This window comes from Kaistia defluvii (genome assembly GCF_026343955.1).
Lineage (GTDB): Bacteria > Pseudomonadota > Alphaproteobacteria > Rhizobiales > Kaistiaceae > Kaistia > Kaistia defluvii.
Map to the genome: position 1 here is coordinate 313872 of NZ_JAPKNI010000002.1, position 21853 is coordinate 335724.

18 protein-coding genes are annotated in these 21853 nt (G+C 66.0%); 13 read left to right on the forward strand and 5 right to left on the reverse strand.

Translation table 11 applies throughout. The features are described 5' to 3' along the window. Positions 1 to 49 precede the first annotated feature (49 nt). Entirely contained in the window at positions 50 to 1408 is a 1359-nt protein-coding gene (locus OSH10_RS05890) for an NAD(P)-dependent oxidoreductase (RefSeq protein ID WP_266330698.1), read from the forward strand. Positions 1409 to 1417: 9 nt separating this feature from the next. After that, positions 1418 to 2740, forward strand: a complete 1323-nt coding sequence (gene preA / locus OSH10_RS05895) for an NAD-dependent dihydropyrimidine dehydrogenase subunit PreA (protein WP_266330699.1) — start codon at positions 1418 to 1420, stop codon at positions 2738 to 2740. A gap of 123 nt (positions 2741 to 2863) precedes the next feature. On the opposite strand, the gene OSH10_RS05900 is transcribed toward preA, so the two are convergent. Together OSH10_RS05900 and OSH10_RS05905 are read right to left on the reverse strand one after the other, a co-directional pair. Continuing rightward, complete coding sequence (locus OSH10_RS05900) at positions 2864 to 3511, reverse strand: TetR family transcriptional regulator C-terminal domain-containing protein (protein WP_266330700.1); 648 nt, start codon at positions 3509 to 3511, stop codon at positions 2864 to 2866. A 159-nt stretch (positions 3512 to 3670) separates the two neighbouring features. After that, positions 3671 to 4234, reverse strand: a complete 564-nt coding sequence (locus OSH10_RS05905; RefSeq protein ID WP_266330701.1) for a cupin domain-containing protein — start codon at positions 4232 to 4234, stop codon at positions 3671 to 3673. A 122-nt stretch (positions 4235 to 4356) separates the two neighbouring features. Between OSH10_RS05905 and OSH10_RS05910 the strand changes: the two genes are divergently transcribed. The 5 genes from OSH10_RS05910 to OSH10_RS05930 all read left to right on the forward strand — a co-directional run bounded on the left by OSH10_RS05910 (position 4357) and on the right by OSH10_RS05930 (position 11078). Continuing rightward, a complete protein-coding gene (locus tag OSH10_RS05910) occupies positions 4357 to 5679 on the forward strand; it encodes an aspartate aminotransferase family protein (RefSeq protein ID WP_266330702.1) in 1323 nt (440 codons plus the stop codon). A gap of 17 nt (positions 5680 to 5696) precedes the next feature. Continuing rightward, on the forward strand, positions 5697 to 7205 hold the full coding sequence (locus tag OSH10_RS05915) for a CoA-acylating methylmalonate-semialdehyde dehydrogenase (protein WP_323181557.1): 1509 nt from the start codon (positions 5697 to 5699) through the stop codon (positions 7203 to 7205). A 155-nt stretch (positions 7206 to 7360) separates the two neighbouring features. After that, complete coding sequence (locus OSH10_RS05920; RefSeq protein ID WP_266330703.1) at positions 7361 to 8611, forward strand: Zn-dependent hydrolase; 1251 nt, start codon at positions 7361 to 7363, stop codon at positions 8609 to 8611. Between the two features lie 162 nt (positions 8612 to 8773). Continuing rightward, positions 8774 to 10231, forward strand: a complete 1458-nt coding sequence (gene hydA, locus OSH10_RS05925; RefSeq protein ID WP_266330704.1) for a dihydropyrimidinase — start codon at positions 8774 to 8776, stop codon at positions 10229 to 10231. A 7-nt stretch (positions 10232 to 10238) separates the two neighbouring features. Beyond that, entirely contained in the window at positions 10239 to 11078 is an 840-nt protein-coding gene (locus tag OSH10_RS05930) for an ABC transporter ATP-binding protein (RefSeq protein WP_266330705.1), read from the forward strand. 67 nt (positions 11079 to 11145) lie between these two features. Here the strand turns inward: OSH10_RS05930 and OSH10_RS05935 are convergent, their stop codons facing one another. Beyond that, a complete protein-coding gene (locus OSH10_RS05935) occupies positions 11146 to 11565 on the reverse strand; it encodes a cupin domain-containing protein (RefSeq protein WP_266330706.1) in 420 nt (139 codons plus the stop codon). 68 nt (positions 11566 to 11633) lie between these two features. On the opposite strand from OSH10_RS05935, the gene OSH10_RS05940 reads away from it, so the two are divergent. The 3 genes from OSH10_RS05940 (at position 11634) to OSH10_RS05950 (ending at position 15047) form a co-directional block, all read left to right on the forward strand. After that, on the forward strand, positions 11634 to 12566 hold the full coding sequence (locus OSH10_RS05940) for an ABC transporter permease (protein ID WP_266330707.1): 933 nt from the start codon (positions 11634 to 11636) through the stop codon (positions 12564 to 12566). A 250-nt stretch (positions 12567 to 12816) separates the two neighbouring features. Next, complete coding sequence (locus tag OSH10_RS05945; RefSeq protein ID WP_266331127.1) at positions 12817 to 13950, forward strand: ABC transporter permease; 1134 nt, start codon at positions 12817 to 12819, stop codon at positions 13948 to 13950. 98 nt (positions 13951 to 14048) lie between these two features. After that, a complete protein-coding gene (locus OSH10_RS05950; RefSeq protein ID WP_266330708.1) occupies positions 14049 to 15047 on the forward strand; it encodes an ABC transporter substrate-binding protein in 999 nt (332 codons plus the stop codon). Between the two features lie 82 nt (positions 15048 to 15129). Here OSH10_RS05950 and OSH10_RS05955 read toward each other — a convergent pair whose 3' ends face one another. Together OSH10_RS05955 and OSH10_RS05960 are read right to left on the reverse strand one after the other, a co-directional pair. Continuing rightward, positions 15130 to 15906, reverse strand: a complete 777-nt coding sequence (locus OSH10_RS05955; RefSeq protein ID WP_266330709.1) for an SDR family NAD(P)-dependent oxidoreductase — start codon at positions 15904 to 15906, stop codon at positions 15130 to 15132. 261 nt (positions 15907 to 16167) lie between these two features. Further along, on the reverse strand, positions 16168 to 17457 hold the full coding sequence (locus tag OSH10_RS05960; RefSeq protein WP_266330711.1) for a glycosyltransferase family 39 protein: 1290 nt from the start codon (positions 17455 to 17457) through the stop codon (positions 16168 to 16170). 371 nt (positions 17458 to 17828) lie between these two features. On the opposite strand from OSH10_RS05960, the gene cysQ reads away from it, so the two are divergent. The 3 genes from cysQ (at position 17829) to cysN (ending at position 21629) form a co-directional block, all read left to right on the forward strand. After that, positions 17829 to 18659, forward strand: coding sequence for a 3'(2'),5'-bisphosphate nucleotidase CysQ (gene cysQ / locus OSH10_RS05965; protein WP_266330712.1), 831 nt, complete (start codon positions 17829 to 17831; stop codon positions 18657 to 18659). Between the two features lie 136 nt (positions 18660 to 18795). Beyond that, on the forward strand, positions 18796 to 19719 hold the full coding sequence (gene cysD, locus OSH10_RS05970) for a sulfate adenylyltransferase subunit CysD (protein WP_266330713.1): 924 nt from the start codon (positions 18796 to 18798) through the stop codon (positions 19717 to 19719). Continuing rightward, positions 19719 to 21629, forward strand: a complete 1911-nt coding sequence (gene cysN / locus OSH10_RS05975) for a sulfate adenylyltransferase subunit CysN (protein WP_266330714.1) — start codon at positions 19719 to 19721, stop codon at positions 21627 to 21629. The genes cysD and cysN overlap by 1 nt, the downstream gene beginning before the upstream one ends. Positions 21630 to 21853 lie beyond the last annotated feature (224 nt).

Here is a 21853-nt window from a genome sequence, read left to right on the forward strand (position 1 = left end):
GACCATGGGAACCCAGGGCCACGCTTGGCCGGTAGGGAGGGATCAGCGCATGCCGTCGCATCTGCCGGGCATCGCATCGGGCCGTCTTGCGCCCGACGAATATGCCGCCAATTTTCTCGATATCCACCCGCCGCTCGACCACCACCAGGCCGTGGTCGAGGCGGATCGCTGCTACTTCTGCTATGACGCGCCCTGCGTGAAGGCGTGTCCGACATCGATCGACATCCCGCTCTTCATCCGCCAGATCATGACCGACAATCCGATCGGCTCGGCCGAGACGATCCTGTCGCAGAACATCCTGGGCGGCATGTGCGCCCGCGTCTGCCCGACCGAAACGCTGTGCGAGGAAGCCTGCGTTCGCGAGGAAGCAGAGGGCAAGCCGGTCAAGATCGGCCTGCTGCAGCGCTATGCGACCGACGTTCTGATGGAAGAGCAGGGCGAGCAACCATTTGCCCGGGCCCCTTCGACGGGCAAGCGCGTCGCCGTGGTCGGCGCCGGGCCTGCGGGCCTTGCCGCCGCGCACCGCCTCGCCATGCATGGCCACGACGTCGTCATCTATGATGCGCGTCCCAAAGCCGGCGGCCTCAACGAATATGGCATCGCCGCCTACAAGGCGCCGGACGATTTCGCCCAAAAGGAAGTCGACTTCGTCCTGTCCATCGGCGGCATCACCGTCGAGCACGGCAAGGCGATCGGCCGCGACGTCGAGCTGTCGGATCTGCGCAAGGGCTATGACGCCGTGTTTCTCGGCATGGGCCTTGCCGGCGTCAATGCGCTCGGCCTCGAAAATGAGGATCTCGCCGGCGTCGCCGACGCGGTCGACTATATTGCCGAGCTTCGTCAGGCGACCGATCTCTCGACGCTACCGGTCGGCGCCCGGGTCGTCGTGGTGGGTGGTGGCATGACGGCGATCGACGTCGCCGTGCAATCGAAGCGCCTCGGCGCAAGGGACGTGACCGTCGTCTATCGGCGCGGCCAGGAGAAGATGGGCGCTTCCGGCTATGAGCAGGATCTTGCCCAGACCGACGGCGTGGTCATCCGGCACAACGCCAAGCCGAGCCGTCTCCTGACCGAGGATGGCCGCGTCGCGGCGATCGAGTTCGAGGAGACGATGGAGGATGGCGGCCGGCTGGTAGGCACCGGAGTCACCTTCACGCTCCCCGCCGACACCGTGTTCAAGGCGATCGGCCAGACCCTCGTTCCCGCAGCTTTGAACGGATCGGCCGAGACGATCGCGCTCGATGGTGGCAAGATCCGCGTCGACGACGAGCGACGCACGACGCTTCCCGGCGTCTGGGCCGGCGGGGATTGCGCCGCCACCGGAGAAGATCTGACGGTCGCTGCCGTCGCCGACGGCCGCATCGCCGCCGAGTCCATCCATCGCGCGCTCTCGTCTGTCGCGGCCTAGGAGGAACCCATGGCCAATCTCGCGTCCAGTTTCGTCGGCATCAAGTCGCCCAATCCGTTCTGGCTGGCCTCCGCGCCGCCCACCGACAAGGCCTATAACGTCGTCCGCGCCTTCAAGGATGGTTGGGGCGGCGTCGTCTGGAAGACGCTCGGCACCGATCCGCCGGTTGTCAACGTCTCCGGCCCGCGCTACGGCGCGATCCACTCCAACGACCGCCGGCTGATCGGCCTCAACAATATCGAGTTGATCACCGACCGTCCCCTCGACGTCAATCTGCGCGAGATCAAGGAGGTCAAGCGCGACTGGCCGGATCGGGCGCTGGTCGTGTCGCTGATGGTTCCCTGCGAGGAGCATTACTGGAAGGACATCCTCGCCAAGGTCGAGGACACCGAGGCGGACGGCGTCGAGCTGAATTTCGGCTGCCCGCATGGCATGAGCGAGCGCGGCATGGGCGCCGCCGTCGGTCAGGTGCCGGAATATGTCGAAATGGTCACGCGCTGGTGCAAGCAGCACACGCGCATGCCGGTCATCGTCAAGCTGACGCCCAACATCTCCGACATCCGCACCTCGGCCCGCGCCGCGCATAATGGCGGCGCCGACGCCGTGTCGCTGATCAACACCATCAACTCGATCATCGGCGTCGACATCGACAATTTCGCGCCGATCCCGACGGTCGACGGCAAGGGCAGCCATGGCGGATATTGCGGCCCGGCGGTGAAGCCGATCGCCCTCAACATGACGGCGGAGATCGCCCGCGATCCGCAGACCCGCGATTTGCCGATCTCCGGCATTGGCGGCATCACGACCTGGCGCGACGCGGTCGAGTTCATGGCGCTCGGCGCCGGCAACGTGCAGGTCTGCACCGCCGCCATGACCTATGGCTTCCGCATCGTGCAGGAGATGATCACCGGCCTGTCGGAATATATGGACAAGCACGGTTTTACCTCGGTGGACGAGATCGTCGGCCGCGCGGTCGGCAATGTCACCGACTGGAAGTATCTGAACCTCAACTATGTGGCCAAGGCGAAGATCGACCAGGATGCCTGCATCAAGTGCGGCCGCTGTCACATCGCCTGCGAGGACACCTCGCACCAGGCGATCACCTCGATGCTCGACGGCGTCCGGCATTTCGAGGTGATCGACGCCGAATGCGTCGGCTGCAATCTCTGCGTCAATGTCTGCCCGGTCGAGAACTGCATCACGATGGAGCAGATGGTCGACGGCGTGGATCCGCGCACCGGCTACGCCATCACCGGCGAATATGCCAACTGGACGACCCACAAGAACAACCCGATGGCGGCTCCCGCCGCGGTCGTCGAGCCTGCGGAATAAGGAACGCAACCCCCTCCCGCGTGTCGCGCGGGAGGGGGCTTCCTATGTCGGCGGGCGTCTGTTTGAGAGCGGCGGCGTAAGCCTCTTTGACCTATTGGCGAACGAGGGGAGCGCCTTGCCGCTTCAGCTGCGGAAAATGCCCTTGAGGAACAGGTCCTCGAGCGTCCGCGTCGCCGTCGCGAAGTGGCGGTTGTCATCGGTCTCGTCGCCCAGCATGGCGCGGACCTGAACATCGAAATCCGCGTAATGCTGTGTCGTTGCCCAGATCATGAACAGAAGATGGTAGGGATCGATCGGCGCCAGGCGGCCCTCGTCGATCCAGCGTCGGATCACCTCGGCCTTGCTGTCGACCAGCGTCTTCAGCCGGCTGTTCAGCACCGTCCCCATCACCGGCGCGCCCTGCAGGATTTCCATGGCGTAGAGCCGCGACGCCTTCGGGTTGTCGCGCGAGATCTCCAGCTTGCGGTCGATATAGGCGCGGATCTCGGTGGCCGGGTCGTCGCCGTCGCCGAGCGATTCCAGCGGCTGCAGCCAGAGCTCCAGCGTCCGGCGCAGGATGGCGAGATAGATGTCGTCCTTGCGGCGGAAATAATAGAGCAGGTTCGGCTTGGTCATGCCCGCCAGCTCGGCGATCTGGTCGACCGTCGCGCCGCGAAAGCCGTAGCTCGAGAAGATTTCCAGCGCCGCGTCGAGGATACGTTCCTCGTTTTCTTCCTGGATGCGCGTCCGCTTCTTCGTCTGGCCGGCGCGGGCGGTGTTGGCAGGTGTCATGGTGGTGGCCGATTTTCCCGTTGGTTCTCCGTGGCGCGCCCGACCACCCGGCAAGTTCCGGCCTTCTGTCGCGGAGCGTCGCGACGCCGGCTTGCCGTCCCGGTCCGACTTTCGGTCGATTCTAGCTCGACTTCAATGGTTTCGCGGCCGCGGCGGCGGCTAGAAGCTGGGCGGCGTGCAGGCCGATACGAGTTCCAGATCCTCGTCGCCGATATTCTTGAAGGCGTGCGGCTTGCGGCTGTCGAAGAAATAGGCGTCGCCCGGATTGAGCTCGTAGCGGGCGCCGTCGACCTCCAGCCCCATTCGGCCGCGGATGATCAGTCCGGCCTCCTCGCCCTGATGCGACAGCATCGCCTTGCCCGAGACCGCCCCCGGCTTGTAGCGCTCGTGGATCATCTGCAGCGAGCGCCCTTCCAGATTGCTGCCGACCTGGCGGAACGAAATCCTGCCGCCGGCGATCTCCTTCAGCTCCGAGGCGCGGAACACCACCTGCTCGACCGTCGGCTTCGCCTCGGCGAAGAACTCGGACAGGCTCAACGGGATGCCCGACAGGATCTGCCGCAGGCCGGAAACGGAGGGGCTCATCCGGTTCGCCTCGACCATCGACACGGTCGCGTTGGAGACCCCGGCGCGCTTGGCCAGCGCGCGCTGCGAAAGGCCGTGGCGCACGCGCAGTTCGCGCAGCCGGGCGCCCACGTCGACATCGAAATTCGAAGCGTTCATCCGTTCAATATAAAGAACATTCTTAACGGCTGCAACGAATTGACCGGCTCATACCCTGCGGATACGTTCATAAAAATGATCGGCCGTACAGGGAAGTCGGCCGTATGAGGACCCCCGAAAAAATGACCAGCGCGCAGTATTCGAACAATCTCGAAGCCTTCTGGATGCCGTTCACGGCCAACCGCCAGTTCAAGCAGAACCCGCGCATGCTCGTCTCTGCGAAGGACATGCACTACACCTCGGCGGATGGTCGGCAGATCCTGGACGGCACGGCGGGCCTCTGGTGCGTCAATGCCGGCCACGGCCGTCCCAAGATCGTCGAGGCGGTGTCGAAGCAGGTCGCGGAACTCGACTATGCACCGGCCTTCCAGATGGGCCATCCCAAGGCCTTCGAACTGGCGGCGCGCCTCGCGGCGATGATGCCGAAGCCGCTCGACCATGTGTTCTTCACCAATTCGGGTTCGGAATCGGTCGATACGGCGCTGAAGATCGCGCTTGCCTATCACCGCGCCAAGGGCAACGGCACCAAGTATCGCCTGCTCGGCCGCGAGCGTGGCTATCACGGCGTCGGCTTTGGCGGCATCTCGGTCGGCGGCATCTCCGGCAATCGCAAGACCTTCGGCACCATGCTGACCGGCGTCGATCACATCCGCCACACGCATGACCTGGCGCACAATGCCTTCACGCGCGGCCAGCCGGAATATGGCGCCGATTTCGCCGATGATCTGGAAAAGGTCATCGCGCTGCATGACGCGTCCAACATCGCGGCGCTGATCGTCGAGCCGGTCGCCTGCTCCACCGGCGTGCTGGTGCCGCCGAAGGGCTATCTGAAGCGCCTGCGCGAGATCTGCGACAAGCACGACATCCTGCTGATCTTCGACGAGGTCATCACCGGCTTCGGCCGCCTCGGCACCCCGTTCGCCGTTGATTATTTCGACGTCATCCCGGATCTCGTCACCACCGCCAAGGGCCTGACCAGTGGCGTGGTGCCGATGGGCGCCGTGTTCACGTCGAGCAAGATCTACGACGCCTTCATGAATGCGCCCGAGAACACGATCGAGCTATTCCACGGCTACACCTATTCGGCCCATCCGGTGGCCTGCGCCGCGGCGCTCGCCACGCTCGATGTCTATGCCGAGGAAGGCCTGCTCACCCGCGTCTCCGAGATCGCGCAATATTGGGAGGACGGGCTGCACAGCCTGAAAGGCCTGCCGCATGTCATCGACATCCGCAATCTCGGCCTGATCGGCGCGATCGAGCTGGAGCCGATCCCGGGTGCGCCCACCAAGCGCGCCTTCCAGGCTTTCCTGAAGGCCTATGAGAGCAATCTGATGGTCCGCACGACCGGCGACATCATCGCCCTGTCGCCGCCGCTGATCATCGAGAAGAGCCATATCGACGAGATCTTCGAAACGCTTTCGAGCGTGCTGAAGCAGATCGACTGAGGCTCGTGGAGGAAATCATGGACGCCATCGCCTTGAATACCATCACCAATCTCGTCGGCGGCAAGCCGTCGCCCTCGACGTCGACCCGCAGCCAGCCGGTCTACAATCCCGCGACCGGCGAGCCGTCCGCGACGCTGCCGCTTTCGACCGCGGCCGAGCTCGACGCCGCCGTCGCCTCGGCCAAGGCGGCGTTTCCGGCCTGGGCCGATACGCCGCCGATGAAGCGCGCCCGCGTGATGTTCAAGTTCAAGGACCTGCTGGAACAGAACGCCGACCGGATCGCGCGCGCCATCTCGGCCGAGCACGGCAAGACGCATGACGATGCGCTCGGCGAAGTGCAGCGCGGCCTCGAAGTGGTCGAGTTCGCCTGCGGCATCCCGCATCTGCTCAAGGGGGAATATTCGAAGAATGTCGGTCCCGCGATCGACACCTATTCCGATCGCCAGGCGCTCGGCGTCGTCGCTGGAATCACGCCGTTCAACTTCCCCTGCATGGTGCCGCTCTGGATGTATCCGGTCGCGATCGCCTGCGGCAACACCTTCATCCTGAAGCCCTCGGAGCGCGATCCGGGCGCCGCCATGCTGGTGGCCGAACTCCTGCATGAGGCCGGCCTGCCCGCCGGCGTGCTGAACGTCGTGCATGGCGACAAGGAAGTCGTCGACGCGATCCTGCATCATCCCGACATCAAGGCCGTCTCCTTCGTCGGGTCGACGCCGATCGCGCAATATGTCTATGCGACCGGAACGGCGGCCGGAAAGCGCGTCCAGGCGCTGGGCGGCGCCAAGAACCACATGGTCGTCATGCCGGACGCCGACATGGACAAGGTGGCCGACGCGCTCATGGGGGCGGGCTATGGCTCGGCCGGCGAGCGCTGCATGGCCGTGTCGGTGGCGGTTCCCGTCGGCCAGAAGACGGCGGACGCGCTGATCGAGACGCTGGCGCCACGCGTGCGCGCGCTGAAGATCGGCCCGGCGACCGACCGCGACGCCGAGATGGGGCCGCTGGTCACGAAGCAGCACATGGAAAAGGTGCTCGGCTATATCGACAAGGGCGTGGCCGAAGGCGCCAAGCTGGTCGTGGATGGCCGCGGCTTCAAGCTCCAGGGCTACGAGAACGGCTACTTCGTCGGTGGCACGCTTTTTGATCATGTGGACAAGGACATGACGATCTACCGCGAGGAGATCTTCGGTCCCGTGCTCTCCGTGCTCCGGGCGAACTCCTATGCCGATGCCCTCGAACTCATCAATGCCCACGAATTCGGCAATGGCACCGCGATCTTCACCCGCGATGGCGACGCCGCGCGCTCCTTCGCCGACAAGGTCGAGGCCGGCATGGTCGGCATCAACGTGCCGATTCCGGTTCCCGTCGCCTATCATTCCTTCGGCGGCTGGAAGCGGTCGATCTTCGGCGACCACGCCATCTACGGACCGGAGGGCGTCCATTTCTACACCCGTCTGAAGACGGTGACGACGCGCTGGCCGGACGGGATCAAGTCCGGTGCGGTGTTCAATTTCCCGACGATGTGACGCTAAAGTGTTGTCGGGACAGAATCTTGTTGCCGCGATCCCTGCTTCGTCGGGGACGCATCCGGCCGGCGCCTTTTCCGGCTGGATGCGACGCGGGAGTGTCCCGGCTCTGACCGTAACCACGGCTGAAAGCCTTCCTGTAGAGAGATGAACGCATGACTGGCCCGACCGACAATCTCCGCATCAATGGCGAGCGCCTTTGGGAAAGCTTGATGGAGATGGCCAAGGTCGGGCCGGGAATTGCCGGCGGCAACAACCGCCAGACGCTGACCGATGCCGATGCCGAGGGCCGCGACCTGTTCAAGTCCTGGTGCGAGGCGGCCGGCATGACTCTGGGCGTCGACAAGATGGGCAGCATGTTTGCCGTCCGTCCCGGCACGGATCCGGACGCGCTGCCGGTCTATATGGGCAGCCATCTCGATACCCAGCCGACCGGCGGCAAGTATGACGGCGTGCTGGGCGTCCTGGCGGGGCTGGAGGTCGTCCGCAGCCTCAACGATCTCGGCATCCGGACCAGGCATCCGGTCGCCATCGCCAACTGGACCAATGAGGAGGGCGCGCGCTTCGCTCCCGCCATGCTGGCCTCCGGCGTGTTCGCCGGCGCGCTGACGCTCGATTACGCCTATGAACGCAGGGATCCCGAAGGCAAGACCTTCGGCGACGAGCTGAAGCGGATCGGCTGGGTCGGCGACGAGGAAGTCGGCGCGCGCAAGATGCACGCCTATTTCGAGTATCACATCGAACAGGGCCCGATCCTCGAGGCTGAAGCGAAGCAGATCGGCGTGGTCACGCACTGCCAGGGCCTCTGGTGGCTGGAGGTGACCCTGACCGGCCGCGAGGCGCATACCGGTTCGACGCCGATGAACCTCCGCGTCAATGCCGGCCTCGCCATGGCGCGCATCCTCGAGATGGTCCAGGCCGTGGCGATGGACAATCAGCCAGGCGCCGTGGGCGGCGTCGGCCAGGTCAATTTCACGCCCAATTCGCGCAACGTGCTGCCGGGCAAGGTTGTGTTTACCATCGACATCCGGACGCCCGACCTCGCCAAGCTGAATGCCATGCGCGCCCGCATCGAAGCGGAAGCCGCCGGGATCGCCGAGGCGCTGGGGGTCGGCTGCGCCATCGAGGCCGTCGGCCATTTCGACCCCGTGACCTTCGATCCGACGCTGGTCGGACGCGTGCGCGGCGCTGCCGAACGGCTCGGCTACAGCCACGCCGACATCATCTCGGGTGCGGGCCACGACGCCTGCTGGACGGCGAAGGTCGCGCCGACCACCATGATTTTCTGTCCCTGCGTCGGCGGTCTGTCGCATAATGAGGCCGAGGAAATCAGTCCGGAATGGGCGTCGGCGGGTGCCGACGTGCTGCTGCACGCCGTGCTGGAGACTGCCGAGATCGCCGGCTAGGGCGTTTTCGAGCGAAGTGGATTCCGGTTCGCGTGAAGAAAACGCGACCCGTCAGGGTGTTAGAGCCCTTCCCCGTTCAACGAAACGGCGAAAGGCTCTAACCTCCGGCACAAGAACAAAAAGGCTGGCAAAGTCGGCCGAGAGACCAGAGGGAATTTCACCATGTCGACGGTTATCAAGGGCGGAACGATCGTGGCGGCGGACCGCAGCTACGAAGCCGACATCCTCATCGAAGGCGAGACCATCCAGGCCATCGGGCCGGATCTCTCCGGCGATACGGTGGTGGATGCGTCGGGCGCCTACATCATCCCCGGCGGCATCGATCCGCACACCCATCTGGAAATGCCCTTCATGGGCACGACGGCGGCCGAAACCTGGGAAAGCGGCACCTTCGCCGCCCTTTCCGGCGGCACCACCACCGTGGTCGACTTCGTCATTCCGGGCGAAGCCGGCATGCTGGCCGCGCTTGAGGAATGGGAAGGCCGCGCCACCCGGCAGGCGTCTTCTGACTATTCCTACCACATGTGCGTCACCGGCTGGTCGCAGAAGCACTTTGAAGACATGGCCAAGGTGGTCGATCGCGGCATCAATACCTTCAAGCACTTCATGGCCTATAAGGGCGCGCTGATGGTGAATGACGACGAGATGTTCGCGTCGTTCCAGCGTTGTGCGGCGCTTGGCGCCTTGCCGCTGGTGCATGCCGAGAACGGCGACATCGTCGCGGCGCTGCAGCAGAAATATCTCTCCGAAGGCACGACTGGACCGGAAGGCCACGCCTTTTCGCGCCCGCCGGAAGTCGAGGGTGAGGCGACCAACCGCGCCATCATGATCGCCGACGCAGCCGGCGTGCCGGTTTATATCGTCCATGTCTCCTGCGAGCAGAGCCACGAGGCGATCCGCCGGGCCCGGCAGAAGGGCATGCGCGTCTATGGCGAGCCGCTGATCCAGCACCTGACGCTCGACGAGGGCGAATATTTCAACCGCGACTGGGACTATGCCGCCCGCCGTGTGATGTCGCCGCCCTTCCGCAACAAGATCCACCAGGACAGCCTCTGGGCGGGCCTCGCCGCCGGGTCGTTGCAGGTGGTCGCCACCGACCATTGCGCCTTCACCACCGAGCAGAAGCGCTTCGGCCTCGGCAATTTCGCCAAGATCCCGAACGGCACCGGCGGCGTCGAGGACAGGCTATCCGTGCTCTGGACCAGGGGCGTCGAAACCGGCCGGCTGACGCCGAACGAGTTCGTCGCCGCGACCTCGACCAATATCGCGCAGATCCTCAACATCTACCCGCAGAAGGGCGCGATCCTGCCCGGGTCGGACGCCGATCTCGTCGTCTGGGATCCCAAGCTTTCGAAGACGATTTCCGCCGCCAACCAGAAATCCATCATCGATTACAATGTCTTCGAGGGTTTCACCGTCAACGGCCTGCCGCGCTACACGCTGTCGCGCGGCGAGATCGTCTGGGCCGACGGGCAGAATTCGCAGCCCCAGCCCGGCCGCGGCAAGTTCATCAGGCGCAAGCCGTTCCCGGCGGTCAACGCCGCCCTTTCGAAGTGGAAGGAAGTGACGGCGCCGCGCGCCGTGACCCGCTCGCCCGAGCATATGCCGATCGGCGTTTGAGGCGGGGATGAGCGCCGTGTTCCAGCCTTACGAGGAAAGAGCCGACGATCAGCCAGCCGCCGGAAACGCCGCATCCGTCATCGATATCCGGGGGCTCTCGCTCACCTTCGAGACGAATGACGGGCCGGTCCAGGCGCTGTCCAACATCGATCTCGATGTGAGGCGGGGCGATTTCGTCTCGTTCATCGGGCCTTCGGGTTGCGGCAAGACCACGCTGCTCAGGGTCATCGCCGATCTCGAGCAGCCGACCGGCGGGTCCATCACGGTCAATGGCGTGTCGCCGGAGGAGGCGCGGCAGGCCCGCGCCTATGGCTATGTCTTTCAGGCGGCAGCACTTTATCCCTGGCGCACCATCGCCAGGAACGTCGCTCTGCCGCTCGAGATCATGGGCCTGCCCAGGGCTGAGCGGGAGCGGCGGATCGCCGACAACCTCGCGCTGGTCAACCTTGCCGGCTTCGAGAAGAAATATCCCTGGCAGCTTTCCGGCGGCATGCAGCAGCGCGCCTCGATCGCCCGCGCGCTCGCGGTCGAGCCCGAGCTTCTGCTCATGGACGAACCCTTTGGCGCGCTTGACGAAATCGTCCGGGACCATCTGAACGAGCAACTGCTGAAGCTCTGGGCGAAGACGCAGAAGACCGTCGTCTTCGTCACCCATTCGATCCCCGAGGCCGTCTTTCTTTCGACCAAGATCGTCGTGATGTCGCCGCGCCCGGGCCGCGTCACCGACATCATCGATTGCGGCTTTCCCCGCGACCGGACGCTCGACATCCGCGAGACGCCGGAATTCCTGGAGGTCGCCGCCCGCGTCCGCAACGGTCTCAGGGCAGGGCACTCCTATGAGGACTGACGTAGCGAGAACCGCCGGTGAGGGGGTTAACGCGCCCGGCGCGTGTAAACCCTCCGTTATCCTTCCGTCAGCGCGGCACCAGGCATTCCAGCTCCGGCAGCGGGACGACGCTTTCCTGTTCGTTCGGATCGGTGCGGGCGATGACCGCGACGCAGGGTTCCGTCCCGCGATTGGCGGCGAGATGCGGCATGTCGGCGGGGATGTAGAACATCTCGCCCGCCTTGACGACGACATGGCTTTCCAGCCGCTCGCCGAACCAGGTCTCGGCTTTGCCGGCGATCACATAGATCGCGGTCTCGTGGTGCTCGTGCTTGTGAGCGCTGGCGCGGCCGCCGGGCGGGATGGTGAGCAGCACCATGCACAGGCCGGTCGAGCCGACCGACTGGGCGGAGATGCCCTCGAGATAGGAAAAGCCCTGCTTGCCGGCATAGGCCTCGTTGGGTCGGATGATCCGGCAGGTCGGCCGGGTCGCGGTCGTGGTGCTCATTGGGGTTCCCCTCGGCTGGTCGCGTCGCTGCGGGATCGTCGCGGGATATATGGGGAGGGGCTCGCGGCATGACCACGCTCGCCGTCCCAGCACCCCGCCCGCTGAAGAAGCCCGGCCAGGTCTTTCCGGTGATGGTCGTCGTCGTCGCCATCCTCGCCATCTGGTATGTCGGCGCGTTCTTCCTGAATGCGCAGCTGGCGCGCGATGCCTTCGCCCGGCAGAAGGTCGAGCCGACCCTCGGCCAGATGATCGGCGCCACCTATTCGATGGAGCGTCCGCTGCTGCCGGCGCCGCACCAGGTCGCGACCGAGCTCTGGAAGAGCACGACCGGCTATGCCATCAACTCCAAGCGCAGCCTCGTCTATCACGGCTGGGTGACGCTCTCGGCGACGCTCGCCGGCTTTGTCATCGGCACGCTGCTCGGCCTGCTGCTCGCCGTCGGCATCGTGCATGTGTCGAGTCTCGACAAGAGCCTGATGCCCTGGGTCGTCGCCTCGCAGACCATCCCCATCGTCGCGATCGCGCCGATGATCGTCGTCGTCGGCTACAACCTCATGAACGGCCAGCTCGGCCTCTCGACCGATACGTCGCGCTTCCTCGCCAAGGCGATGATCTCGACCTACCTGTCCTTCTTCCCGATCACGGTCGGCATGGTGAAGGGGCTGCGCTCGCCCGATCCGATGCATCTCGACCTGATGCGGACCTATTCGGCGACGGGCTGGCAGGCCTTCTGGAAGCTGCGCTTCCCGGCCTCGCTGCCCTATCTGTTCACCTCGATGCAGATCGCCATCGCGATCAGCCTGGTCGGCGCCATTGTCGGCGAATTGCCGACCGGCGCGGCGGCGGGCCTCGGCGCGCGGCTGCTGGCCGGCTCGTACTATGGCCAGACGGTGCAGATCTGGGCGGCGCTTCTCGCCGCCTCGATCCTCGCCGCCGTGCTGGTGGCGATCGTTGGCTATGCCAACCGGCTGGTCGTGCGGCGAATGGGGATGGCGCGATGAACGATGGCGTCCGCAAAACCCAAGCAAGCAAGACCCTTACCCAACCCTCTCCCGCGAGCGGGAGAGGGCTCTTTCCAGCCGGACGAAGCGCGGATCGCTCCCTCGCCCACTTGCGGGAGAGGGCGGGGGTGAGGGGCTTTCTTTCCTTCCCCCAAGCCGCCCGCAAGTTCGAAGCATGCAGGACCCTCAGAAAGCCCTCTCCCGCAAGCGGGCGAGGGCCTGAGCACGCGGAGGGCCGGTCATGAGGGCCATGGGCGCCACCCACCCGCGCGGGCATCTCCAGCCCTGGATCGCCTTTCTGGGTCTGTTCGCCGCCGTCGCCCTGCCGCTGGATGCCGCCGATGCCTGGCGCCTGCTGCCGCGCGAGGGCGCTTTCGGCTGGGTCGTGATCCTTCTCCTGGCGGCCGCCGCCTATGCCGCGGTCAAGGCGGAGCGCAGCCCCGTCACCGCCGTCCTGCTGGCGCTGGCCTCCTGCGCCGGCGCGTGGATGGTGCTTGACATCCTGCCCGGACTCGCCGGCCATGCCGGCCCCGGCTTCTGGGCGCTGCTCGCCACGGCCTGGCTGCTCGCCTGGGCGCTGGTGTCGCAACTGGCCGCCATCAAGCCGCGCGCCGGGCCGGCGGGCTTCCTGCTCAAGCTGGTGGTCCCGCTGCTGTTCGGGGCGTGGCTGCTGGTCTTCTGGCAGGTGATCGTCGTCGCCTTCCAGGTGCCGAGCGTGCTGATCCCGCCGCCCTCGGCGATCTGGGCCAAGCTCGTCTCGTCGATCCCGATCCTTGCCGCCGATTTCCGCCAGACCTTCCTGAAGGCGGTGATCGCCGGCTATGTGCTCGGCTGCGGCTCCGGCTTTCTCGTCGCCATCCTGGTCGACCGCGTTCCCTTCCTGCAGCGCGGCCTGTTGCCGGTCGGCAATCTGGTCTCGGCGCTGCCGATCATCGGCATCGCCCCGATCATGGTGATGTGGTTCGGCTTCGACTGGCCGTCCAAGGCGGCGGTGGTCGTCGTCGCGACCTTCTTCCCGATGCTGGTCAATACCGTCACCGGTCTTGCCGCCTCGCAGCCGATGCAGCGCGACCTGATGCGCACCTATGCCGCGAATTATTGGCAGTCCCTCTTCAAGCTCCGGCTTCCCGAGGCGCTGCCCTTCATATTCAATGCCCTCAAGATCAATTCGACACTCGCCCTGATCGCGGCCATCGTGGCCGAGTTCTTCGGAACGCCGATCGTGGGCATGGGATTCCGTATCTCCACCGAAGTCGGGCGCATGAACATCGACATGGTGTGGGCGGAAATCGCGGTGGCGGCGCTCGCCGGCTCCGTCTTCTACGGGGTGATCGCGCTCATCGAGCGCGCCTCGACCTTCTGGCATCCGTCCTTCCGCACCTGAAGGCGGGGCTGGAGCGTTTTCGAGCGAAGTGGCTACCGGTTCGCGTGAGGAAAGCGCGACCGGCAAGAGACGACAACGAACAGAACCTGGAGGGGTCAATGAAGAAGCTTATGATTGGAGCGCTCGCGATTGCGGCGGGGCTCATGACCAGCGTCTCGGCCCATGCGGCCGATGCGTTGACGCTACAGCTGAAATGGGTCCCGCAGGCCCAGTTCGCCGGCTACTATGTCGCCAAGGAGAAGGGCTTCTACGACGAGGAAGGCCTCGACGTGACGATCAAGCCGGGCGGCCCGGACATCGCCCCCGAGCAGGTGATCGCCGGCGGCGGCGCCGATATCATCACCACCTGGATGCCGGCGGCGCTGGCGTCCCGCGAAAAGGGCGTGCCGCTCGTCAACATCGCCCAGCCCTTCAAGAAGTCGGGCATGATGCTGACCTGCCGCAAGGAAACCGGCATCAAATCGCCGGATGACTTCAAGGGCAAGACGCTCGGCGTCTGGTTTTTCGGCAACGAATATCCCTTCCTCGCCTGGATGGCCAAGCTCGGCCTTTCGACCGAGGGCGGCCCCGACGGCGTCACCGTGCTGAAGCAGGGCTTCAACGTCGACCCGCTGATCCAGAAGCAGGCCGACTGCATCTCGACCATGACCTACAACGAGTTCGGCCAGGTGCTGGACGCCGGCATTCCGGAAAGCGAGCTGATCGTCTTCAAATATGAGGACCAGGGCGTCGCGACGCTGGAAGACGGCCTCTATGTCATGGAAGACAAGCTGAAGGATCCGGCTTTCGTCGAGAAGATGGCGAAGTTCGTCCGCGCCTCGATGAAGGGCTGGGCCTATGCCCGCGACAATACCGACGAAGCCGCCAAGATCGTTCTGGAGAACGACGACACCGGCGCGCAGACCGAAGCCCACCAGAAGTTCATGATGGGCGAGGTCAACAAGCTGACCGAAGGCACGACCGGCGCGCTCGACGAAGCCGATTACAAGCGCACCGTGGCGACGCTGCTGGCAGCCGGCGGTGAATCGCCCGTCATCACCAAGGAGCCGACCGGCGCCTGGACGCATGCCGTGACCGACGCGGCGGGCCTGAAATAGGCCGGCTTCGCCGCAACGCGATCGATCAAGGACGGGCGCCCCTGGGCGCCCGTTTTCCATGTCAGGGCTATCTGTGCCGCGATCAGGCGGCGGTGAGGCCACCATCGACGGGGTAGACGCCGCCATTGATGTAGCTGGCGTCGTCGGAGGCGAGGAAGGCCGCGAGTGCCGCCACTTCCTCCGGCTTGCCATAGCGTCCGGCCGGTATGGCGGCCTGGGTCGCCTTGCGGACCGCCACGGCGTCGGCGGCGCGGGTGGAATCGAGCGAATCCATCATGCGGCCCTCGATCGGGCCCGGATTGATGGTGTTGATGCGGATGCCCTTTGCGCCCCATTCGACGGCCGCGACCCGCATCAGGCCGATCACAGCGTGCTTCGAGGTATTGTAGGCGACCATGTTGGGCGAGCCGGAAAGGCCGGCGACGCTCGACGTGTTGATGATGCTGCCCTTGCCGGCCTTGGCCATCACCGGGATCACATATTTGAGGCCGAGGAAGACGCCGATGACGTTGACGGCCATCACCTTCTGGAAGGCGGCGAGCGGGTAATCGGGGATCGGGTGGGTTTCGCCCTCGATGCCGGCATTGTTGAAGAAGGCATCGATGCGGCCGAAGCGCTTCACCGTCTCGTCGACATAGGCCTTCACGGCCGCCTCGTCGCTGACGTCGGCGGTGATCGTCGCGAGCTTGTCGGCGGCATTCAGCTCCGTCTCGAGCTTGGCCAGCGCGTCGCCGGAATAGTCGACAGCGACGACGGTTGCGCCACGCGCCAGCATGACGCGGGCAGCGGCAGCCCCGATCGCGCCGGCAGCACCCGTCACGATGATGACCTTGCCGTCGAGCCGGTTGGTATCGGACATGATGATCTCTCCTTTTGAGCCCCTGGTCCGGAACGGCCGGTAGAGGCAATTTCTACATAGGCACGGCGGGGTCAAAAGGTAAGTTGCAAAGGTTGGCTTATTAACCATTCGAGGTTGAGGTAGATCACGGCCTCTGTCATCCCCCCGAGCGCGGAGCGAAGCTACGGGTGAGGGGGTGCGATCTCCCCGGTGAGGCCTGAACCCCTTACCCGCCGGCCTGCGGCCGTCGACCTCTCTCTCAGGGAGAGGCGAAGAGCGTCTTCACTCAATCCGCGCGCAGCCATTGAGCGCCAGCGGAATGAGGGCCGCGTCCCGGGCGACCATCACGAGCTGCACGTCGCCGAGCGGGAAGGCGCAGACGGTCGCGTCCCTGGCGATCGCCGCCGGGATCGTCTGGTAGGCGCCGAGGACGAGGTATGCGATCGGCCGGTCCGCCGCCCTGGCCCAGAGCGTCGCTATCGGCTTGGCATCGGGGTCGAGCGTGTCGAAGGCGAGATGGTCGGACGCCGGGGCGTAGTGGCGCAGCGCCTTTTCGATCGGCGGCGCATCGGCCAGGATCGTCGTGTCGCGCACTCCCTTTTCGTGCAGCAGGGCGGCGACCGGGCGCCAGTCGAACTTGCGCGGCGAGACCAGCATGTCGAGCGCCTGCAGCGCCAGTCCGGCGCCGAGCAGGGCCAGCGTGGCGCCGACGGCAAGCCGCATGCCCCGGTCGGCCAGCAGGGCGGCGACGCCGGCGGCGGCCAGCAGGATCGCGGCCGGCAGCATGCCGATCAGATAGCGCCCGGCGCTGGCGGAGAAGGCCCCGAGCGCGAGGAAGACCAGCGGCGTCAGGAAGGCCGAGACGGCGAGCATCCGGTGCGGCGCGCGATCGCGGTTGGCGATCAGCCCGATCGCCATCAGTGCCAGCAGGGCGAGCGCCAGCGGCGCGGTCCATTCCTCCGGCAGGAAGCGATGCAGGTCGCGCGAAACGGCCAGCCCATAGGTCTCGCCGAATGCCTCGCGGATGCGGAACGCCGACGGGATCTGGCTCTGCCATTTCATCAGCCCGACGGGCTTGGCCGCCTGGTCGAGGATGGCGGGAAGCAGGCACAGCGCGGCGGCGACAATCGCGACCCAGGTCACCGCGACATGCCGGATCCAGAGCCGCTTCTCGGCCGGTTCGAACCGGCGGAAGCCGCAGGCGAGCAAGCCGAGGTGCTGCATGGCGACCGAAACGATGCCGGCCGGCATCGCCAGCGCCGCGCCGAGGGTGCCGATCGTGGCGAGGATTGCCTGCCGGCGCGGCGGGGCGCGCCGGGTGAGCAGCCTGATCTGGCCGGTGATGGCGAGCGCGATGAAGGCGAGCATCAGCGCGTAGGGCCGCGCCTCCTGGCCATACTGGATCAGTGCCGGGTAGAGCGCGTAAAGAACCGCCGCCGCGACGGCGCCGATCCCGCCGGAAAGCCGGAGCGCCACCAGCGCGATCAGGCCGCCGGCCAGGCCGTCGAGGATGGCGGAGGGCAGGCGCAGCCAGAATTCGTCGGCCCCGGCCAGCCCCAGCGCCTTCAGCATCGCGAAATAGGTCGGGAAATGGCCGTTGGCGAGCCTGTCGGCGACGAGGTCCCGCCAGGAGCCGGCGATGACGTCGGCGGTGATGATCTCGTCGAACCAGAGCGCCAGATGCCCGAGCGTCGACAGCCGGATGACCAGGCAGAGCGCGAAGGCCGCGAGAAAAACGGGGAAGGGGGCCAGCGCGAAGGTCTTGGGCGCGCGATGGCCATGGGGCGGCGGCGAAGTGGCGATGTCGGTGTCCTCTTGGGGTCGGCGCGATCATGGCGTCGACGCGGCCGGCTGGCAATCGCGACCACGCTTGCCGCTTGTCGAAGGCCGCGCATCGGGCTACGAGCCCGGGAGACCCTCCTTCGCCAGACCTGCGAGATCCGATGCACGCGCTCGACGATGCCCTCTACGAAGCCCTGATCGCGACGACGATCGCCGCCGGCCGCGTCGTCATGCAGGTCTATGACGGCGCCTTCGCGGTCGAGCACAAGGGCGATGCCTCGCCGGTCACGGAGGCGGACAAGCAGGCCGAGATCGTCATCCTCGCCGATCTCGCGCGCCTGACGCCGGAGATCCCGGTGGTGGCGGAGGAATCCTGCGCCGAGGGGCGCATCCCGACGGTCGGTGGCTCGTTCTTCCTGGTCGATCCCGTCGACGGCACGCGCGAATTCATCAGCCGCAACGGCGATTTCACGGTCAATATCGGCCTGGTCGAGAACGGCGTGCCGGTGTTGGGCCTCGTCTATGCCCCGGCGCGGGGCGATCTCTATGCCGGCCGGATCGGCCTTGGCGCCGAACATCTGTCCATCGTCGATTTCGAGGTTTCGGCCCGCCGCGCCATCCATGTCGCCGATCCCGCGCAAAGTCCGCCGCGCATCCTCGCCAGCCGGTCCCACCGCACGCCGGAGACGGACGATTTCATCGCCGGCTTCCCCGGCGCGTCGCTGGTCGCGGCGGGATCGTCGCTGAAGTTCTGCCTGATGGCGGCCGGCGAGGCCGATCTCTATCCGCGCATGGGGCCAACCATGCAGTGGGATACGGCGGCGGGCGACGCCGTGCTCCGCGCGGCCGGCGGGGCGGTCGAGACGGTCGGCGGCGCCGCGCTTCCCTATGGACCGGGTGGGGGCGCGGGCATCTCCGCCTATGCCAATCCGTGGTTCGTCGCGCGGGGAGCGCGGATGGCAGCCGAGGCTAAGACGACTAAACCGATCTAGTTTACTGAAATCAGGTTGCGGGATTCGGCCCGATCGCGGCACGGATCGCGGCATCCGCGCGGATATACGGCATCCCCGTTGCTTGAGGCGAAGGCCCCCGGCAGACTAGGTTTCGGCTCCAGTCCGGAGTTCCCCGATGTCGCCACGCCCCCCATCGCCGCATGCCCCGTCGCATCTTCGCCGCCTCGAAGCCGAGGCGATCTTCATCATGCGCGAGGTCGTGGCGAATTTCGAAAATCCCGTGATGCTCTATTCGATCGGCAAGGATTCGTCGGTCATGCTTCACCTGGCGATGAAGGCCTTCTATCCGGCCAAGCCGCCCTTCGCGCTGCTGCATGTCGATACGACCTGGAAGTTCCGCGAGATGATCGCGTTTCGCGACGAGACGGTGAAGCGGCTGGGGCTGGAGCTTCGCGTCCACACCAACCAGCAGGGCAAGGCGGCCGGCATCAACCCGTTCGACCATGGCTCGTCCAACTACACCCAGGTGATGAAGACCGAGGCGCTGAAGCAGGCGCTCGACGCCGGCGGCTATGACGCGGCCTTTGGCGGCGCCCGCCGCGACGAGGAGAAGAGCCGCGCCAAGGAGCGCATCTTCTCCTTCCGCTCGGCCAATCACGGCTGGGACCCGAAGAACCAGCGGCCCGAGCTCTGGTCGCTCTACAACACCCGCATCCAGCCCGGCGAGACGATCCGCGTCTTCCCGCTGTCGAACTGGACCGAGCTCGACATCTGGCAATACATCCTCGCCGAGGAAATCCCGATCGTGCCGCTTTACCTCTCGGCCGAGCGACCGGTGGTCGAGCGCAACGGCCAGCTGATCATGGCGGATGACAGCCGGATGCGGCTCCTGCCCGGCGAGGTGCCGCAGAACCGGCGCGTCCGCTTCCGCACGCTTGGCTGCTATCCGCTGACGGCGGCGGTCGAGTCCGACGCCGACACCCTGCCCGAAATCGTCCGCGAAATGTTCCTCGCCACCACGTCCGAGCGCCAGGGTCGGCTAATCGACCATGATGAATCCGGCTCGATGGAGAAGAAGAAGCGCGAGGGATATTTCTAATGGCCGAGATCGTTTCCGCCCGTGCCGCCGCACCTGATGACGGCGCCAGCTTCCTCGCCGCGTCGGACGACAAGGGCATCCTGCGCTTCCTGACCTGCGGCAGCGTCGACGACGGCAAGTCGACCCTGATCGGCCGGCTGCTGTTCGACACCAAGAAGCTGTTCGAGGACCAGCTGGTCACGCTCGAAAAGGATTCGAGGAAGTTCGGCACCGTCGGCGACGACATGGATCTGGCGCTGCTGGTCGACGGCCTCGAGGCCGAGCGCGAGCAGGGGATCACGATCGACGTCGCCTATCGCTTCTTCGCCACCGACAAGCGCAAGTTCATCGTCGCCGATACGCCCGGCCACGAGCAATATACCCGCAACATGGCGACCGGCGCCTCGACGGCCGACCTCGCAGTGCTGCTCATCGACGCGCGCAAGGGGATCCTGACCCAGACGCGCCGACATGCCACCATCGCCTCGCTGCTCGGCATCCGCCATGTCGTGCTGGCGATCAACAAGATCGACCTCGTCGGCTTCGATCGCGGCGTCTATGACGCCATCGTCGCCGCCTTCGACGCGGATGCCGCCCATTATGGCTTTGCCAGCCGCGTCGCGATCCCGCTCTCGGCCCGTCATGGCGACAATGTCAGCGTGCTCAGCCCGAATACCCACTGGTATCGCGGCCCGACGCTGATCGAGCATCTGGAAAATGTCGAGCTGGAACCCGGCATCGACCGGCCGTTCCGCTTTCCCGTGCAATGGGTCAACCGGCCGGACCTGACCTTCCGCGGCTATGCCGGCACGATCGCCAGCGGCACGGCGCGCCCGGGCGACGAACTGGTCGTGGCGCGCTCGGGCCAGGTGGCGAAAATCGAGCGCATCGTCACGCATGACGGCGACCTCGGCGTCGCCGGCACCGACGAGGCGGTGACGCTGACGCTTGACCGCGAGATCGATGTTTCGCGCGGCGATGTTCTCGTCGCTGCCGAGGCGCGGCCGGAGGTGTCCGACCAGCTCGCCGCCCATCTGATCTGGATGGCCGAGGAGCCGATGCTGCCCGGCCGACCCTACCTCATGAAGATCGGCACGCGCACCGTCGGCGCGGCGGTGACGGAGCTGAAGCACCGGGTCGAGGCGGACACGCTGAAGCCGCTCGCCGCCAAGACGCTGGCGCTGAACGACATCGGCTTCGCCAACCTGTCGCTGGCCGAGCCGATCGCCTTCGACCCCTACGAGGATAACCGCGCCACCGGTGCTTTCATCCTGATCGACCGCTTCACCAACCAGACGGTGGCGGCCGGCATGATCCGCTTCGGCCTGCGCCGCGCCACCAACATCCATCGCCAGGCGCTCGACATCGACAAGGCGGCGCGCAGTGCTGCCAAGGGTCAGAAGCCGGGCGTGCTGTGGTTCACCGGCCTTTCGGGCGCGGGCAAGTCGACCATCGCCAATCTGGTCGAGAAGAAGCTGCACCTGATGGGGCGGCACACCTACCTGCTCGATGGCGACAATGTGCGTCACGGCCTCAACCGCGATCTCGGCTTCACCGATGCCGACCGGGTGGAGAACATCCGCCGCGTCGCCGAGACGGCGAAGCTGTTCGTCGACGCCGGGTTGATCGTGCTGGTCTCGTTCATCTCGCCCTTCCGCTCGGAGCGCCAGCTGGCGCGCGAACTGGTGGAGGAAGGCGAGTTCATCGAGATCTTCGTCGACACGCCGCTCGAGGTCGCCGAGGCGCGCGACGTGAAGGGGCTCTACCGGAAGGCGCGCGAAGGGCTGATCAAGAACTTCACCGGCATCGACAGCCCCTATGAGGCGCCGCTCGCCGCCGACATCCACCTCGACACGACCTCGGGCGACAGCGAACAGCTCGCCGACGAGATCGTGGCGTATCTGGTGGCGAAGGGCTATTCGGCCGGGTAGGACAGCCGTTCGCCTCCCTATCCGGGAAGCACGTCCGCTGTATGAAAAACGCCGTCATCCCCGTGAAGGCGGGGATCCATGCAGCCGGGTTCTTGGGCGTCTCGCACGCAACCCGGCTGGATGGATCCCGGGTCTCCGCCCGGGATGACGGCGAGGTATGGCGGGGTGGCGGAGCTTTTCGTCCTCCGCCGACAATCACAGGCCAAGCTTTCGTGCTCGATCGT